Origin of the sequence: Pararhizobium arenae, from assembly GCF_001931685.1 — a bacterium.
Lineage (GTDB): Bacteria > Pseudomonadota > Alphaproteobacteria > Rhizobiales > Rhizobiaceae > Pararhizobium > Pararhizobium arenae.
Genome location: NZ_MOOY01000008.1, coordinates 207519 through 224639 on the forward strand (window position 1 = coordinate 207519; position 17121 = coordinate 224639).

The 17121-nt window shown below is 59.5% G+C and carries 17 protein-coding genes; 15 read left to right on the forward strand and 2 right to left on the reverse strand.

Annotated features, from left to right (window positions below; all coding sequences use genetic code 11):
• Positions 1-2 precede the first annotated feature (2 nt).
• The 15 genes from rhaM to visR all read left to right on the forward strand — a co-directional run bounded on the left by rhaM (position 3) and on the right by visR (position 15494).
• Positions 3-317: an L-rhamnose mutarotase gene (gene rhaM, locus BLX89_RS18695; RefSeq protein WP_075292582.1), complete on the forward strand. Its 315-nt coding sequence runs from the start codon at positions 3-5 to the stop codon at positions 315-317.
• On the forward strand, positions 317-1705 hold the full coding sequence (locus BLX89_RS18700; RefSeq protein WP_075292583.1) for an FGGY-family carbohydrate kinase: 1389 nt from the start codon (positions 317-319) through the stop codon (positions 1703-1705). Before rhaM ends, BLX89_RS18700 begins: the two co-directional genes overlap by 1 nt.
• Positions 1706-2546: 841 nt before the next feature.
• Complete coding sequence (locus tag BLX89_RS18705; RefSeq protein ID WP_083637680.1) at positions 2547-4190, forward strand: globin-coupled sensor protein; 1644 nt, start codon at positions 2547-2549, stop codon at positions 4188-4190.
• Between the two features lie 130 nt (positions 4191-4320).
• Positions 4321-4614 carry an STAS domain-containing protein gene (locus BLX89_RS18710; RefSeq protein WP_075292465.1) on the forward strand — a complete coding sequence of 98 codons (294 nt, stop codon included), beginning with the start codon at positions 4321-4323 and terminating at the stop codon, positions 4612-4614.
• 2 nt (positions 4615-4616) lie between these two features.
• Positions 4617-4982 (forward strand): chemotaxis response regulator CheY1, encoded by a 366-nt coding sequence (gene cheY1, locus BLX89_RS18715; RefSeq protein ID WP_056316210.1) that lies wholly within the window; start codon positions 4617-4619, stop codon positions 4980-4982.
• Positions 4983-5002: 20 nt separating this feature from the next.
• Positions 5003-7288, forward strand: coding sequence for a chemotaxis protein CheA (locus tag BLX89_RS18720; protein ID WP_075292466.1), 2286 nt, complete (start codon positions 5003-5005; stop codon positions 7286-7288).
• Positions 7289-7292: 4 nt separating this feature from the next.
• Positions 7293-7760 (forward strand): chemotaxis protein CheW, encoded by a 468-nt coding sequence (locus BLX89_RS18725; protein ID WP_075292467.1) that lies wholly within the window; start codon positions 7293-7295, stop codon positions 7758-7760.
• Positions 7757-8665 carry a protein-glutamate O-methyltransferase CheR gene (gene cheR, locus BLX89_RS18730; RefSeq protein ID WP_075292468.1) on the forward strand — a complete coding sequence of 303 codons (909 nt, stop codon included), beginning with the start codon at positions 7757-7759 and terminating at the stop codon, positions 8663-8665. Before BLX89_RS18725 ends, cheR begins: the two co-directional genes overlap by 4 nt.
• Positions 8662-9717 carry a protein-glutamate methylesterase/protein-glutamine glutaminase gene (locus tag BLX89_RS18735; RefSeq protein ID WP_075292469.1) on the forward strand — a complete coding sequence of 352 codons (1056 nt, stop codon included), beginning with the start codon at positions 8662-8664 and terminating at the stop codon, positions 9715-9717. Before cheR ends, BLX89_RS18735 begins: the two co-directional genes overlap by 4 nt.
• The gene (locus BLX89_RS18740) at positions 9718-10107 is read left to right on the forward strand and encodes a response regulator (RefSeq protein WP_075292470.1); all 390 of its coding nucleotides are present in this window, start codon (positions 9718-9720) and stop codon (positions 10105-10107) included.
• The gene (gene cheD / locus BLX89_RS18745; protein WP_075292471.1) at positions 10104-10658 is read left to right on the forward strand and encodes a chemoreceptor glutamine deamidase CheD; all 555 of its coding nucleotides are present in this window, start codon (positions 10104-10106) and stop codon (positions 10656-10658) included. Before BLX89_RS18740 ends, cheD begins: the two co-directional genes overlap by 4 nt.
• Before the next feature lie 121 nt (positions 10659-10779).
• Complete coding sequence (gene cheT / locus BLX89_RS18750) at positions 10780-11172, forward strand: chemotaxis protein CheT (RefSeq protein ID WP_075292472.1); 393 nt, start codon at positions 10780-10782, stop codon at positions 11170-11172.
• A 238-nt stretch (positions 11173-11410) separates the two neighbouring features.
• A complete protein-coding gene (gene fliF / locus BLX89_RS18755; protein WP_075292473.1) occupies positions 11411-13090 on the forward strand; it encodes a flagellar basal-body MS-ring/collar protein FliF in 1680 nt (559 codons plus the stop codon).
• 920 nt (positions 13091-14010) lie between these two features.
• Positions 14011-14736 carry a transcriptional regulator VisN gene (gene visN, locus BLX89_RS18760; protein ID WP_075292585.1) on the forward strand — a complete coding sequence of 242 codons (726 nt, stop codon included), beginning with the start codon at positions 14011-14013 and terminating at the stop codon, positions 14734-14736.
• 11 nt (positions 14737-14747) lie between these two features.
• The gene (visR, locus tag BLX89_RS18765; RefSeq protein WP_075292474.1) at positions 14748-15494 is read left to right on the forward strand and encodes a transcriptional regulator VisR; all 747 of its coding nucleotides are present in this window, start codon (positions 14748-14750) and stop codon (positions 15492-15494) included.
• Positions 15495-15506: 12 nt separating this feature from the next.
• On the opposite strand, the gene BLX89_RS18770 is transcribed toward visR, so the two are convergent.
• Positions 15507-15947 carry a hypothetical protein gene (locus tag BLX89_RS18770; RefSeq protein ID WP_075292475.1) on the reverse strand — a complete coding sequence of 147 codons (441 nt, stop codon included), beginning with the start codon at positions 15945-15947 and terminating at the stop codon, positions 15507-15509.
• A gap of 8 nt (positions 15948-15955) precedes the next feature.
• Positions 15956-17026, reverse strand: a complete 1071-nt coding sequence (gene flhB, locus BLX89_RS18775; RefSeq protein WP_075292476.1) for a flagellar biosynthesis protein FlhB — start codon at positions 17024-17026, stop codon at positions 15956-15958.
• Positions 17027-17121 lie beyond the last annotated feature (95 nt).

Consider the following 17121-nt stretch of genomic DNA (forward strand, 5'->3'; position numbering starts at 1 on the left):
AAATGGAAAAATACGCTTTCCGCATGCGCCTCAATCCCGGCATGACCGAGGAATACAAGGTGCGTCACGATGCCATCTGGCCGGAGCTTTCAGCGCTTCTGACGGAGGCCGGCGTTTCCGACTATTCGATCCATCTGGACGAGGAAACCAACCTGCTGTTCGGCGTGCTCTGGCGGCGTGACGATCACACCATGGCCGACCTGCCAAAACATCCGGTCATGCAGAAGTGGTGGGCCTACATGGCCGATATCATGGAGACGAAGGCCGACAACGAGCCCGTCGCCGTGCCGCTCACCACCGTATTCCATATGAGCTGATCCCCATGAAGACTGTCGCCGTCATCGATATCGGCAAGACCAATGCCAAGGTGGCGCTGGTCGATCTCGATCGTTTCGAAGAAATCGCCGTTCGCAAGACAGCGAATACTGCATCGACCGACGGTCTCTATCCGCATTTCGATGTCGAGCATCTGTGGCGTTTCATCACCCGCAGTCTTGGCGAACTGAACGCCGAGCGCGCGATCGACAGCATCTCCGTCACCACCCACGGTGCGACGGCCGTGCTTCTGGATGTTAATGGTGATCTGGCCCTGCCGTTGCTCGACTACGAGCACACGGGCCCTGATGATCTGACCGCGGAATACAATCGCGTCCGCCCGCCGTTTGCGGAAACCGGCGCGGCGCGTCTGCCGATGGGCCTCAACATCGGCGCCCAGATATACTGGCAGCAGCAGACATTTCCGGATGCCTTCGCCAGGGTGGCGTCCATTGTTACTTATCCGCAATACTGGTCCTACCGGCTAAGCGGCGTGCAGTCTTGCGAACTGACCTCGCTCGGCTGCCACACCGATCTCTGGAACCCCTACGCGGCAAATTTTTCAAGCCTCGTGGACAGCCAGGGGTGGCTCAGCCTGTTCGCGCCGGTACGGCGGGCAGGGGATATTCTAGGCGGCCTGACGGAGCAGGCGGCCGAGGCCAGCGGCCTGCCGGCCGGCTTACCGGTCTATTGCGGTATTCACGACTCCAATGCCTCGCTCCTGCCGCATCTTCTGAGCCGCCCGGCACCGTTCTCGGTAATCTCCACCGGAACCTGGGTCGTGCTGATGGCACCGGGCGCGCGGAAGGTCGAGCTGGATGAAGCCCGCGATACGCTGATCAACGTCAATGCGCTGGGCAATCCCGTCCCCTCGGCCCGCTTCATGGGCGGGCGTGCGTTTTCGATGCTGATGCCGGAAGGCAATGTGCCGTTATCGCTGGAGACGGAACAGGCTGTGGCGGCAGCGCAATGGATGCTGCTGCCATCGATACCGGAGGGCTCCGGGCCTTATCCGAAGCAGAAACCCCGCTGGACGCGGAGAGAAGCCGAGCTTTCGTTCGCCGAACGCCTTGCGGTCGTCTCCTTCCATCTTGCCTTGATGACGGCAACCTGCCTCGATCTCATCGGCGCCGATGGCGATATCGTGGTCGAAGGGCCGTTTGCCGCCAACGCCGCCTATCTGCGCATGCTGGGTGCGGCCACCGGACGCCCGGTGGTTATCGGCAGCCAGAGCGCCACGGGCACGAGCCTTGGTGCAGCCTGCCTTGTCGAGGGCGCGCAGGCGCAGGTCCACACCGTTGCGTTTGTAGTCGATGTCCCGGAAAGCTACGCGGCTTACGCAGCAGCCTGGAAAGTATTGGCGGAGAAGGCGTTGAAGGACGCTGCCTGATCATATTCGAACAGGCGGAAAGCTTATCGCAAGAAAAGCAAAAATCGGGATGCGGCATGTGTTGCCGCGAAGATCATTTTCTGCCGAAAGATGAAGATCGGATCACCGTCGATCCGTTATGCCGAGGGTTTAACTCAGAAAACCCGTGTGGCCACGCCGTTGCGGTCTTCTTCAATATTGAGAAGAATAGACACTGCGGCCAGTGTCAGGGTCGCGATCAGAACAGCACTCAGTCCGAGAACAATCATTGTCCATTCCCTTATGCGTCATCATCATGATGCCGCTTCAGACTGACCGCCTATGCTTGCCCGTGGCTTACGCCGGCCAGAATAGCAGCTATCTACAGACAAGTTTTTCCCGCCACAATTACTAAGTCTAGTATGCGATAACTTGTGGTGTGCAGTGCACTATCCGGAAAAGCAGCGTCAGCGGTCGTTTGCTCTCCCGCTATATCGCTCGAATTTTAGCGATTGCCGATACCAAGCATCAACCGTTAACCTTCAAGCAAGGAATTAACCATAAACATGGTCATACACGGCGGAGTGGGAGAGTCTATTCTCCGACAGGGCATGAGGCCGCACCGCCGCACCGGTTCCGATCCGGTATGCGCACCAGATTTCTCAAGGCAAGATGCGGCCGCGTGCCGCACATCAGATTACGCTGCTGAATGCCCGCCTTTAGGGCGCTCAGGCAACAACGGCGCTCCTTCCTTCAGACAATCGGGTGTTACCCGCACCATCACAGACGGTTCACCGCGCGGGATGTCGTGCAGCAATGAAGTTTTCATGGCTTAACCCTGCGCCGGTCCGGCTCGGGCAGCCATTTCGGACCGGGGACAGTGGTGAAGCAGGAAGCAACGGCAGATCAGGCTCGGAGGGCTCAAGCAGGCAGTCTGCTTGAGCGGCTGCGGTTTGCCGGCCTCGATGATGGCCAGACCGATGTCGTGCGCCGCCACCGCCAGATGCTGTCGAAGGAAACCGAGCTTGCGCTTAGAGATTTCTTCCAGCGGCTGCAAAGCTATCCCGATTCCGCCCGTCATTTCACCAGCGATCGCCAGATCGATCGGCTTCACGACCTTCAATCGTCTCACTGGAGCGTCCTGACGGATGCCCGTTTCGACAGCCTCTATGCCGAGCGAGTCAAGGTATTGTCGGATGCCGGCGCCAAGATGGGGCTTGATCCGCGGTGGGAGATTGCCGGCCACGCCATCGTGCTGGAGCGCATGATCCTTTCGGCAATCGAAGAGTTCTGGCCAAAATCTGTTCTTCCAGTCGGCAAGGGCCGCAAGCAGGAACTGCTGGATCTCGTCGCAGCGCTCGTGCGCACCGTTTTCGTCGATACTGAAATTTCCGTATCGCTGCGCTTCAACGGACAGCGTCAAAACCATCAGCGGCAGCTCGCCGAGCAGCGTCGTGCGGGTGAAGCCGAAGCGCTGGCGCTTTTCGCGCCCGTGGCCGGGGCCCTGTCGAGGGGTGACCTGAGCCTGCGCATGCCGCGTGACGTCCCGGCTGCCTATCAGCCCGTGGCCGCAGAATTTGACACCGGGATGGAAAAGCTGGCGCAGGACATGCAGCGTGCAACCGTCTCGATCGAAACTGTCGAAACGACGGCGCGCAGCCTTGCAAACGAGGCCGGGCAGCTTTCGGATGGCGGAAGGGCTAAGGCGGAAGCGCTTGGCGAAACCACCGACACGCTCAATACGCTGATTGTTCGCATGCGGGAAAATGCCGGTCAGAGCCGGGCCGCCGAAAAATCCGTTGCGGGGACACAGAAATCTGCCGAACAGAGCGGCGAAATCGCGGGGCAGGCGATCTCCGCCATGGCGGATATCGAAGCATCGGCGGAAAAGATCGGCCAGATCATCGGGGTCATCGATGAAATCGCCTTCCAGACCAACCTTCTTGCGTTGAACGCCGGTATCGAAGCCGCGCGGGCCGGGGACAGCGGTCGCGGCTTTGCCGTCGTCGCCCAGGAAGTTCGCGCCTTGGCGCAGCGCTCCGGCGATGCGGCCCGTGAGATCAAGCAGCTCGTCACCGACACCAAATCCCAGGTCGAGGTCGGTGTTCAGCATGTTGGCCGCACCCAGAGCGCGATCAGCAGCATCGTCGAGCAGGTTCGCGGCATCAACGACGCCGTTTCCGGCATCGCCCGGGATGCTTCCGCCCACGTCGAAAACCTTGAGACCAGCACGGCTGTTCTGGGGCGGATCAGCCGGGATCAGAATGCCGACGCGACAGTCGCGTCCTCAGCCCAGGAGCGTTGCGGCGACCTGCACACCGTCATCCTCGAACTCGGCCAGACGATCCGGCAGTTTCGCGTACAGCGCCATGTGGATGACTACGAGCGTCACTCGGCGGTCCCCGCTTTTGCTGCCGCACTGACAGAGTCGCCGGCAGATGCGGACGAAGATGCGGCCGGCGATCAGCTAGCAGGCAGCCACGATGTGCTGGGCCTGCAAAGCCGCCTTTCGGCATGGGGGCGCTGATGCTTGCTGGACGCAAACATGCCCTGCCACCCGCCTCCGTGTTTCCTGAGCTGCGCACGCGCATATCGGGCCGGCCCACGACTTTGAACCCGCAGTGCATTCTCCTCTCAGGAAGACAAGGAAAATAGAGATGGCAGCAAAGAAAGCCGCTCCCAAAAGTTTGAGCCTGGCGCCGGTTCTCGATCTCAACGAGGCGCAGGCGCTGCATGGCAAGCTGATGGGCATGCGCGGAAGCAACATCACGATCGACGCCTCGGCCGTCGAGCGCGTCGGCGCCCTGTGCCTGCAGGTGCTGATGGCCGGCGCTAAAAGCTGGGAGGCAGACAAGCACGCTTTCACCTTCTCAAAGGTGTCGGACGCATTCACCAAAACCACACAGCTCATTGGGGTGAATATCGATCACCTGATGGCAAAGGAGATTTGAGCATGAAAAAGAAAGTCCTGACAGTCGATGACAGCCGCACGATCCGGAACATGCTTCTGGTGACGCTCAACAATGCCGGTTTTGAGACCATCCAGGCCGAAGACGGTGTGGAAGGCCTTGAAGTGCTGGAAGAAGCCAATCCGGACGTGATCGTCACGGATATCAACATGCCGCGTCTCGACGGCTTCGGCTTCATCGAAGGCGTGCGCCGCAACGAAAAGTATCGCGCCATCCCGATCCTCGTCCTGACCACGGAAAGCGACGCTGAAAAGAAGAACCGTGCCCGTCAGGCCGGTGCCACCGGCTGGATCGTCAAGCCGTTTGACCCGACCAAGCTGATCGATGCCATCGAGCGCGTAACCGCTTAACCCCATCAGGATTTCCAGCCATGGATATGAACGAAATCAAAGAGATCTTCTTCCAGGAGTGCGAAGAGCAACTCGCCGAACTGGAATCGGGTCTCCTGCGGCTGAACGATGGCGATCGCGACCCGGAAACGGTCAACGCGGTTTTCCGCGCGGTTCACTCGATCAAGGGTGGCGCCGGTGCCTTCGGCCTCGACGACCTGGTCTCCTTCGCGCATGTGTTCGAGACGACACTGGATTGCGTTCGTTCCAACAAGCTGGAGCCAACGGCGGAAGTCCTGAAAGTGATGCTGAAGTCGGCCGACGTTCTGGCCGACCTCACCAATGTCGCCCGCGATGGCGGCAGTGTAGACCAGGCCCGCAGCAAGCAACTGATCCGCGAGCTGGAAGCGCTGGCCAATGGCGAAGCGCCGCCTCCTGCCGCCGTCGTCGAAGCCCCTGCGGCAAAGCCTGCCGCAGCCGCACCGGCTCCCGTCGTCAATGACGAAGGTTTCGTTCCGGTTGCCTTCTCGTTTGATGATTTCGGGGGCGAAGAAGACGTTCTGATCGTTCACCCCACTTACGAAATCAGCTTCAAGCCCAAGGCCGATCTCTATTCCAAGGGGAATGAGGCGACCCTGCTCCTGCGCGACCTTTCGCGCCTCGGCGAAATGAGCATCCATTGCAATATGGAAGCGCTTCCGTCGCTGGAGCAGATGGATCCCGAATCCGCCTATTTTAGCTGGAAAATCTCCGTCAAAACCGACAAGGGCGAAGACGCGATCCGCTCCGTTTTCGAGTTTGCCGAGTGGGACTGCGATCTCGAAATCTCACTTGCAGACGAAGGTACCGCCGCAGAAATGACGGATGAAGAGCTGCCGATGCAGCCGGTTCCGTTCGATCTCTCCGTTCTGGATGATGAACCCGATGCGCCGGTTGGCGTCGTTGAGGAAGAAGAGCGTCTTGCCGCGGTTCACGAAAGCGCCGCCACGGTCGCCGCTGCCGAAGTTGCAAGCAATGTCGTGCAACTCGCGAGCACCGCTTCGCGCGCTGCCGCAGAGCCGAAGGCCGCCGCTCCTGCCGCCGCCGCCGCGCAGAACACCGCGCAGGCTGCATCTGCAGCCGCTCCCACAATCCGCGTCGATCTCGACCGCGTTGATCGCCTGATCAACCTTGTCGGCGAACTTGTTATCAACCAGGCGATGCTCTCGCAGAGCGTCATCGAAAACGACAACAACGGCACGTCCTCGATCAATATGGGTCTTGAAGAGCTGCAGCAGCTCACCCGCGAGATCCAGGATTCGGTCATGGCCATCCGCGCGCAGCCGGTCAAGCCGGTGTTCCAGCGCATGGCCCGTACGGTCCGCGAAATCGCCGATATCACCGGCAAGTCGGTTCGCCTCATCACCGAAGGCGAAAACACGGAAGTCGACAAGACGGTCATCGACAAGCTGGCCGAGCCGCTGACCCACATGATCCGTAACGCCGTCGACCACGGCCTGGAAATGCCGGAAAAGCGCGTCGCCCTCGGCAAGAACCCGGAAGGCACGGTCCGCCTCACCGCAAAGCATCGTTCCGGCCGTATCGTCATCGAACTAGCCGACGACGGTCAGGGCATCAACCGCGAGAAGGTGCGCCAGAAGGCGATCGACAACGATCTGATCGCCGCCGATGCCAACCTGTCCGACGAAGAAATCGACAACCTGATCTTCCACGCCGGCTTCTCCACCGCCGACAAGGTGTCCGACCTTTCCGGCCGCGGTGTCGGCATGGACGTGGTCAAGCGCTCGATCCAGGCACTCGGCGGCCGTATCAACATTTCGTCCAAGCCCGGCCACGGCTCGGTCTTCACCATGAGCCTGCCGCTGACGCTTGCCGTCCTCGATGGCATGGTCGTCACGGTTGCCGGTCAGACGCTGGTCGTACCGCTGACCGCCATCGTCGAAACCCTTCAGCCGGAAGCGTCCGCCATCCATTCCTTCGGCGCGAGCCAGCGGCTCATCTCGATCCGCAATTCGTTCTGCCCGCTGGTCGATGTCGGTCGCATCCTGAATTTCCGCTCCACCCAGGCAAATCCGGTCGAAGGCGTTGCCCTTCTCGTGGAATCGGAAGGCGGCGGCCAGCGTGCCCTGATGGTCGATGCGATCCAGGGCCAGCGCCAGGTCGTCATCAAGAGCCTGGAAGCCAACTACACCCACGTTCCGGGCATCGCCGCCGCGACCATTCTCGGCGACGGCCGCGTGGCCCTCATTCTGGACGTCGATGCTGTCGTGTCAGCATCGCGCGGCCAGCCCCTGAAACTCGAAACATCACTTGCTGCTGCAGGGTAAGAGCATGACGTACCTCGCAAAAAATCTGACGAATGGCGGGCGCGAGTTGATCGCGTTCCGGATCGGCGATCAGGAATTCTGCGTCAATATCATGTCGGTGCGCGAAATCCGTGGCTGGACACCAGCCACGGCAATGCCGCACACACCTTCTTATATGCTTGGCGTCATCAATCTGCGCGGCGCGGTCCTGCCGATCATCGACCTTTCCGCGCGCCTTGGAATGAGGCCGACGGAGCCGACAGTTCGCCATGTCATCATCGTCGCCCAGGTGCGCGACAAGGTCGTCGGCCTTCTGGTCGAAGCCGTGTCGGATATCCTGACGGTTACCGACGACAACATCCAGCCGACACCGGATATCTCCAACGACTTTGAGCGGGCCTATGCCCGCGGCGTGCTTGCAATCGAAGGGCGCATGATCTGCCTCATCGAACTGGAAGCCATCTTCTCTCATCTTGAAAGTGAAGCTGCATGAGCATGCCCGCCGCCTTTGATAGCAGACTGAACCCGGACGAGTGCCTGGCCAGCGGAGAATATCCGCTGACGCGGCGCGACCTGTCCGAGATCGCTGCCATGATCTATGCCGATGCCGGCATCTATCTCAATGAATCGAAGGCTTCGCTCGTCTATTCGCGGCTGTCCAAGCATATCCGCAATCTGGGGCTCAAGGGCTTCCGGGAATATTGCCAGCTGGTCGCGTCTCCCGCCGGCGCTGCGGAGCGTCGCGACATGCTCTCGCACCTGACGACAAACTTTACCCGTTTCTTCCGCGAGAACCATCATTTCGAGCATCTGAAATCGGATGTGTTGCCAAACCTGCTCGCGCAGGCCCGCAATGGCGGCCGCGTTCGCATCTGGTCCGCCGCCTGCTCGGACGGCCAGGAACCCTACTCGATCGCACTGACCGTGCTGTCGATGATGCCGAACGCCGCCGACTACGACATCAAGATCCTCGCGACCGATATCGATCCGAAAATCCTCGCCATCGCCAAGGCTGGCGCCTATGACGCGACCGCGCTGGAATCGATCAGCCCGGCCATGCGCAAGCAATGGTTTAGCGAGGTCAACGCCGGCGGCCGCCAGAAGTGGCAGATCGACGATCGCGTTAAGCGTTTGATAACCTTCAATGAACTGAATCTCATGGCGCAATGGCCTTTCAAAGGGCTTTTTGACGTTATTTTCTGCCGCAACGTCGTGATCTACTTCGACGAGCCGACGCAGATGAAGATTTGGTCACGTTTTGCTGGCATGCTTCAGTCGCAGGGGCACCTTTACATCGGCCACTCCGAACGTGTTTCGGGCGATGCCAAGGGTGTCTTCGACAACATCGGCATCACCACCTACCGCTACACCGGCAGAAGCAATGGAGGGCGCGCATGACAGCACAGGCACGAGTTCTCGTCGTTGACGATTCCGCCACCATGCGCGGGCTGATCACGGCCATCCTCGAATCCGATCCCGCCGTCACCGTGGTCGGCCAAGCGGCGGATGCCATGCAGGCCCGTCAGGCGATCAAGGATCTCGACCCCGACGTGGTGACGCTGGATATCGAGATGCCGAACATGAACGGCCTCGATTTCCTTGAAAAGATCATGCGGCTGCGGCCGATGCCGGTAATCATGGTTTCGACGCTGACCCACAAGGGCGCGGAAGCATCGATCGCGGCCTTGGAAATTGGCGCTTTCGATTGCGTCGGCAAGCCGCTGCCCGGTGATCCCCATCCCTTCAGCGATCTCGCCGAAAAGGTGAAGGCCGCCGCGCGCTCGCAGCGCAAGTTCATCATTTCCGGCAATAAGGCGGCCACGCCGACGCCGGCCAACAGCAATACCTCGGATTATCGCGCCGGCCGTAAGATCGTCGCCATCGGCGCCTCCACCGGCGGGGTCGAGGCGCTGATCGCGGTGTTGCAGAAGTTTCCGGCAAACTGCCCGCCGACTGTGATCACGCAGCACATGCCGCCGACCTTCACCAAGAGCTTTGCGGAGCGCTTGAACCGGCTTTGCGCGCCGACGGTATCGGAAGCTGTCGATGGGGCTCGCCTGGAAATCGGCAAGGTCTATCTGGCGCCGGGCGGTGACCGTCACCTGACTGTCGCCAATCCTTCGGCCCCCTGCTGCCGCCTCGTCGAGCGCGGTCCGGTCAACGGCCATCGCCCATCGGTGGACGTGCTGTTCGACAGCGTCGCTGAACTTGCCGGTCGCAATGCGGTCGGCGTCATCCTTACCGGTATGGGCCGCGACGGCGCATCCGGTCTCCTGAAGATGCGCCATGCAGGAGCGCGCACCTTCGGTCAGAATGAAAAAACCTGCATCGTGTACGGGATGCCGAGAGTGGCCCATGAACTGGGCGCTGTCGAAACCCAATTGCCCCTCAGCTCGATCGGGGAAGAAGTCCTGAAAAGCACCACTGCCCGAAGAGAAGGAAGTGAATAAATGTCTATCGCCGAAAAAATCAAAGTTTTGATCGTTGACGATCAGGTTACCAGCCGGTTGCTCCTGGGTGACGCCCTGCAGCAGCTGGGTTTCAAACAGATCACGGCCGCCGGCGACGGCGAGCAGGGCATGAAGATCATGGCCCAGCAGCCGCACCATCTGGTAATCTCCGACTTCAACATGCCGAAGATGGATGGCCTGGGTCTGCTGCAGGCGGTTCGTGCCAATCCGGCGACGAAGAAGGCAGCGTTCATCATCCTGACCGCGCAGGGCGACCGCGCACTGGTGACGAAGGCTGCCGCTCTCGGCGCCAACAACGTGCTGGCAAAGCCGTTTACGATCGAGAAGATGAAAGCAGCTATCGAAGCTGTGTTCGGGGCGTTGAAATGATATCGGATACCGCGACCAAGCGTGTGCATGTCATCCAGGGTGAGTTCAAGGTGGTCAGCGATCCGGATGTGGTCTTGTCGACCATTCTTGGGTCCTGCGTGGCTGCATGCATGCGTGACCCGGTCGCGGGTGTCGGCGGCATGAATCACTTCCTGCTGCCCGGTTCGGCAGAAGCGCTTTCCTCCGGCGGAGATGCGACCCGCTACGGCGTGCATCTGATGGAACTTCTGATCAACGGCCTGCTGAAGAAGGGCGCGCGCCGTGATCGTCTGGAGGCCAAGATTTTCGGCGGGGCCAAGACGATCGCGCGCTTTTCCAATGTGGGCGAACAGAATGCCCTTTTCGCCCGTCAGTTCCTGATGGACGAAGGCATCCAGATTGTCGGCGAAAGCACGGGCGGCGATCACGGTCGCAAGCTGGAGTACTGGCCGCTCAGTGGCCGCGCGCGGCAATACGCGCTGACCGGTGTCGAAACGCAAAAGACGGTTGCGCTGGAGCAGCGTCCTGTCGTCGCGCCGAAGCCTGTCGATAATTCGATCGAGTTCTTCTGAGCCTCGGCCGAAACGAAGATCGAACCGAGATATGCTGGTTTCCTTGCGGTGTGGTGTCCGCAGCGAAACCGGAACAGAAACCTGTCTATCCCTTGGCCCGCTAGCCAGCGTGAGGAATGCAATGCAGACGAAAATGGATACCCAGGTTTCCCCGGTAGACGAAGCCCTCTCGGACGTCATGATGAGGATCGTTTCCGAACTCTATGATGTTGCCTACCTGATCGAGCGCATCGAGCCGATGCTGAACGACATTCAGGGTGAGGCGGCATCTAATTCTGCGGACAGTGTAAAGGTGCTGCAGGGTATCGATCTTGCGGTGCAGAAAACGCGGGGGCTTGCCGAGTTCATCGATACGATTACCGGCAGCATTCCGCAGGCTTGGCTGGTGGATATCACGACGGCCGTCAACCTTGTGAAGCTTGCAGACATGCAGCGTTCCCTGGGCAAGGGCCTGCCGCGCCATGGCCATTCCCAGCCACTGACGGAAGACGCCGGCGATTTCGAGTTCTTTTGAGCTTTTCGAAATCTGCCATCGTCACGTCCAAGGGCTGTAAGCCGGCCCACTTTCCCCCATCAAGACAAGTTCGCGCAAGTTTCGTCGCCTAGTGTCCCAAACGGGACTGGTGGATCGTGCGCAGTCGAACAGCGATTCGCGCATATCTAATCCAGCTAACCCGGATGTTTTGAACTTCGTACGGTCTCAAGGGCGATGATGCCTCAGGTGGCCGTGCGTTACGGGGTGCGGACACAGAATGAATCTGTTGGATCAACTTTCGTCGGTTACGAAAAACCTAGCTTCCCTTGGGCGTGGAAAGCTGGTGGCCCTTGCTTCGGCGGGCATGATCGCGGTGGGGATCGTGCTTGCCGCAGGGCTTTACGTTAACAAACCGGCCTATGAGACGCTCTACGTCGGGCTTGAGACCAGTGACCTCAATCAGGTCAGCGTCGCGCTTGCCGAAGCGAATATGGATTTCGAGGTCGGCGGCGACGGCTCCAGCATCCAGGTTCCCGTCGGCATGACCGGCAAGGCTCGCCTCTATCTCGCAGAACGCGGTCTCCCGAACAGCGCCAATGCCGGTTATGAACTCTTCGACAAGGTCGGGTCGCTCGGCCTGACCTCGTTCATGCAGGAAGTGACCCGGGTTCGCGCGCTCGAAGGCGAAATCGCCCGTACCATCCAGCAGATTTCCGGCATTTCCGCCGCCCGCGTCCATATCGTCATGGCCGACCGCGGCAGCTTCCGCAAAGCGGAGCAGAAGCCGACGGCTTCGGTCATGATCCGCGCGAGCGCCACCATTGGCCGCAACGCAGCCGCCTCGATCCGCCATCTGGTTGCGTCCTCCGTTCCCGGCCTCGACATCGATGGCGTGACGATCCTCGATTCCTCCGGTCAGTTGCTCGCCTCCGGCGATGATCCGGCCAACAGCGCCATGAACCAGTCGCTGTCCATCGTGCAGTCGGTCCAGGGCGAAATCGAAAGCAACATCGACAAGGCGCTCGCACCGTTCCTCGGCATGGACAACTTCCGCGCCAGCGTCACGGCACAGCTCAACACCGACAGCCAGCAGATACAGGAAACCGTCTACGATCCCGAATCCCGCGTCGAGCGTTCGACCCGGGTGACCAAGGAAGAGGCGAACTCCAGCCAGCAACAGCCCGACAACGCCGCGACCGTTCAGCAGAACGTGCCGCAGGAAGCCCCCTCGGGTGGTACCGGCCAGCAGTCGAGCGACCAGAGCGAAAAGAAAGAAGAGCAGACCAATTACGAGATCAACTCGAAGACGGTTGCCACGATCAAGAACAGCTACACGGTCGAAAAGCTCTCCGTCGCCGTGGTCGTCAATCGCGGCCGCATCGCAGCCATGGTCGGCGAACCGGCCGATCAGGCGAAGGTCGATGCTTATATCCAGGAAATGCAGAAGATCGTGTCCTCCGCTGTCGGCCTTGATGCCGCCCGCGGCGACGTCATCACGCTGACCGCAATGGACTTCGTCGATACGGAACTGCTCGATACCGCTGCGGCCGGTCCAAGCATCATGGAAGTGCTGACGCGAAATCTCGGCGGCATCATCAACGCCCTCGCCTTCGTCGTTGTCGCCGCCCTGGTCGTCTGGATGGGCATGCGTCCTCTGGCCCGCTCGCTCGGTATCGGCGGTACCGGCGGTGCTGCCGGCGAAAACGAAGCGGTCGGTCTGGAACTCCCGGACTTCTCACCGACGACGGGCGCACCGGCAGGTGGCGCGCTCATGGAAGGCTTCGGTTCCGACTTCGGCTTCGACAGCACCGACGACCTGCTCAGCCTGGGCGACGACGGCGACTTCAATCGTCGGGTCAAGGAAGGTCCGGAGCGTCGTCTCACGCGGATGGTGGAAATCAGCGAGGAGCGCGCGGCAAAGATTCTCCGGAAATGGGCCGCGGAAAAGGCAGCCTAAGTCATTCAATCCTTGCTCAAAAACAGATCCCGCCCCAAAGGCGGGATTTCTTTTTACGATTCATGCCTGATGAACTTCAATCAAAAATTGCATAATAAAATTCAATGAATTTTCGACACTCGTGGCCCGCCGGCTGTGCCCTCGTCGGCAGGGTCGTGCGATGTTGACAGTAGCGAACACATGGCTCGGCGTATTGGCCGGGTGTTGTACGGCCTTATGAAGATGTCTGCCTGGTCTGACCAATTTCCTGAGAGTCGAAGATTCTCAAGGGTAAACAATTCGTTAATTTTTTTATGTGGAGAAAGATTTTTGACTCGCCGCGATCGGCCTACTCTTCATCGAGGTTGGCCAGATTCTTTGTATTGTCTCAGTTCAGCGGAATAATATTTGCAGAATATTTAAGAATATATCGAATCTATTGTCGATTATGATTGCGGTTCCGCGCGTCGTTTCTGATGCAAAAGCGCAACACGTTGCATATCAAAGAAAGAGTTTGGAAAATAATCGCTTTATAAGGCGTCGGTTCAATAGGGCCGCGATGGAGCTTTTCAGGCGCGACGCAGGCTGTTTTCAACCGCTTCGCCGACGCCGGAAACGATATGAAATCAAAATAACTTAAAAATATGATTATTAATCAATTTGTTATTCGAAGATGTAGGTTTCCTGTCAGCTCACTTCGCTCTGCTGTTTCCCTGTGTCTCGAATCGTTTCACGGAAACCTCCAAAAGTAAATCCCGAGAAGGTGGCGGTAGTTTTTTCGGGCTGGCAATGTACATTTTATGTAGTGATTCGCGGACTGGTTTGCATCGGTTTCAGGTGAGGCGGAAAAGCCTGAAACAATCGTCGGCGGCGGCGACAGAAGATGCGGGACGGGCTGAAGACGAATCCGGCACGGGGATATTGTCATGGATAGTCTGCAAATGGAGATTGCAATCCGGCCAGCGCCGGTATCTGCAATACGAACTGCTGCGCGGCCTCTTTCGAAAAGCCAGCTGATCCACAAGCTGGGCGATCTTGCCGCGCGGGGCGATCTGGATCGCGGTCTTGCGGCGCTGACGGACTACGTCGGAGCGAACAACTACCTTCTGGCCCGCTGCGATGGCGCCATCGACAACAATCTCGATTTCGTCGTGTGTTCGAACTGGCCCTTCGACATGGTGCGCAAGCTCGGCAAGGTCATGTCGGAATTGAACGCCCGTTCCAACGAGATGGAAAAATGTCTTTCGATCATGCAGCCGGCCTTCCTCAGCCTGCCTTCCGGGATCGAGCCATCCCATGGTCTGTCTCGTGAATATTGCGCGGTGACCTTCAATGTCGGTCGCGCCCGTTTCTCGCTGATGCTGCTGTTTCCCCAGGATATCATCCTCTCGCAGGAAAACCTCCGGGATGTCGGGCTGCTGACGGCTTATTTCGCAAGCTTTTCCCAAGAACGCGAAACCCGCAACGACCGGGACTTCGAGCTGACCGAGCGTGAACTCGAATGCCTCTTCTGGATCGCGGAGGGCAAGACCAGCGATGAGATCGCGGTCATTCTCGGGATCTCCCGCAACACCATCAACAACTACATCACCAGCGTCATGCGCAAGACGGCAACGAAGACCCGTTCGGAAGCCATTGCCTATGCGGTGCGCAACAATCTCGTCTAGGAGCAGAGACAATGACCTTCTTTCTGCCGAGTACCCGTTCAATGGATGATCGCGGCGGTATGCGCGGACAGGCCCGCGCCTCGCGCGCAGCGACGCTCGTCGCCCGGCTCCAGGCGATGCAGAAGGAAATCAACGCCAAGCATTTCGCCGTTTTCCGTCTCAACGGCAACGGCCTGCCGGCCACGCGCAAACTGACCTGCGTGCTCGACAACTGGAGCCCGGTGTCGGAAACGATGGCCCACGATCTGCTCAAGGTCATGGGTGACGACCTGCTGGCCCATCTGGAGACGTCCCTGCTGCCGCTGCTCTGGAACGGCAACGGCGAATACCAGGTCGCGGAGGCACCGGATTTCGCTCGGTTCAGCCACCATTTCGGCAAGCGCGCGCTCCCCTATTCGGCCTTGGCATTTCCGGTTCGGCTCGGAGCCCAGGGCAATGGTTACGTCATTTTCACCGGTAGCTATCTCGATCTTGCGAGTGAGACGATTATTGACCTGCATGGCCGCAGCTGCGGTATCATGACGGACCTGCTTGCCTCCGACGAGCGGCGCATTCTGCCTGCGGAAACGCTGAGCGAGCGCGAAATCGGCTGCCTGCAGATGGCGGGAGACGGCTATATCAGCGAAGAGATCGGCGAAAAGCTCGGCCTCTCCGTCCATACCGTGAATGCCTATCTCGGGACGGCCACGACAAAGCTGGATTCGGTCAACCGCATCCAGGCGATCGCCAAGGCGATCCGTCTCGGCTACATCAGCTGAGGGCAGGCCTTCTCAGCTTGCCATTGAATAGGGATAGGATTTGACGAATTTCGCCGCTTCGAGGCTGCGCGCCAGGAATGCGGTGTTTTCGTGCGGGTCTTCCGAGGGCTGCTGGAAGGCGATGTGATTGATTTCCAGACCGGCGGTGTCCTTGCCGAGCGCAAGCTGGGCGTAGACGGTCACGCCATCCGGCTTCAGTTCGAGATCGAGCGTGATCTCGGGCTGCGTGCCCCAGTCCAGCGAATAGTTGCCGCCAATGCCGAAATTGACGGTGCCGGGAAGAAAATACAGCTCGGCAGCGGAAGACACCAGATCGGAAAGGCTGCCGTGCGATTCGAAACGGAGCAGGGCGATGAAATCTGCCGCGTCGATCAGGCGTAATTCCGTTGCGACCGGACGGATCGCTTCGGCGACAATCTTTTCGCGTTCTTCAGCATACTGGCATTTTTTCATCGTTTACGTCATCCATTTCGGCGCGTTGCATAGATCCGGTGGATGAGTTCGGCCACTGCCTTGTAAAACACCGGTGGAATCACACTATCCACCGAGACTTGCGCAAACATTGAGCGTGCGAGTGGCGGATCCTCGAAAACGGGTATGCCGTTTTCCTCCGCCAGCGAACGGATCTTCAACGCCACGAGATCCTGTCCCTTCGCGACAACCACCGGCGCGTCGCCTTCTTCGCGCACGTAACGCAACGCAACGGCAAAGTGGGTCGGGTTGGCGATCACCAGCGTCGCCCGCGGAACCGAGGAAATCATGCGTCTGCGGGCCCGGTCGCGGGCAATGGAGCGCAGTCGCGCCTTGACGATCGGATCGCCCTGCGACTGCTTCATCTCTTCCTTGACCTCCTGCTTGGTCATGCGCAGCTCGTCGTGCCAATGGTAGCGCGTCCAGAAAAAGTCCGCGACCGCCACCAACGCGGTCGAAAACAGCAGCACGATCATGATCTGGTTCATGTCGTTGGACATGCGCGCCAGGATCGTCTCGGGTTCGGAAAACATCGCGTCGAGTGATTCGAAATAATCGTTCCACAGCACGAGCACGATGATCAGCGAGACGATGACGATCTTGAAGACCGATTTGGCGAATTCGACCAGCCCCGGCGTGCCGTAGATGCGGGTGAACCCGCTGACGGGGGAAATACGGTTGAACTTCGGCTGGATGCGATCGAGCACCATGGCGGGCAAGTTCTGCAGCACCGCCGATCCGATGCCGAAAACCATCAGAAGGACGAAGAACGGAATGAGCAGGGCGCCCGCACTGGCAAAAACATGCAGGATCAGCGCCACCACGTCCGTCGAGGTGCCGAGTTTCCACGCCTCGGGTTGCTCGAACACATCCTTGAGGGCTTCCGTCAGTTGCGCAAAGCCGCTCGGAAGGAAAAACACGATAAAGATGTAGATGGCGAAGGTGGATGCGAAGACGGTAACCTCGCGCGAGAAAGGCACATTGCCCTTCTCGATCGCGTCGCTCATCTTCTTCTCGGACGGCAGCTCTGTTTTGCTGTCCTTATCCTGATCGTCGGCCATGCCGATCCCTTGCCCGTCAATCCGTCAACCTTGTTTCGTTGTGAGCCCGGGGCAAGGGTGTTGCAAGCAAAAAGGCCGCCCGCAGGCAGCCCTTT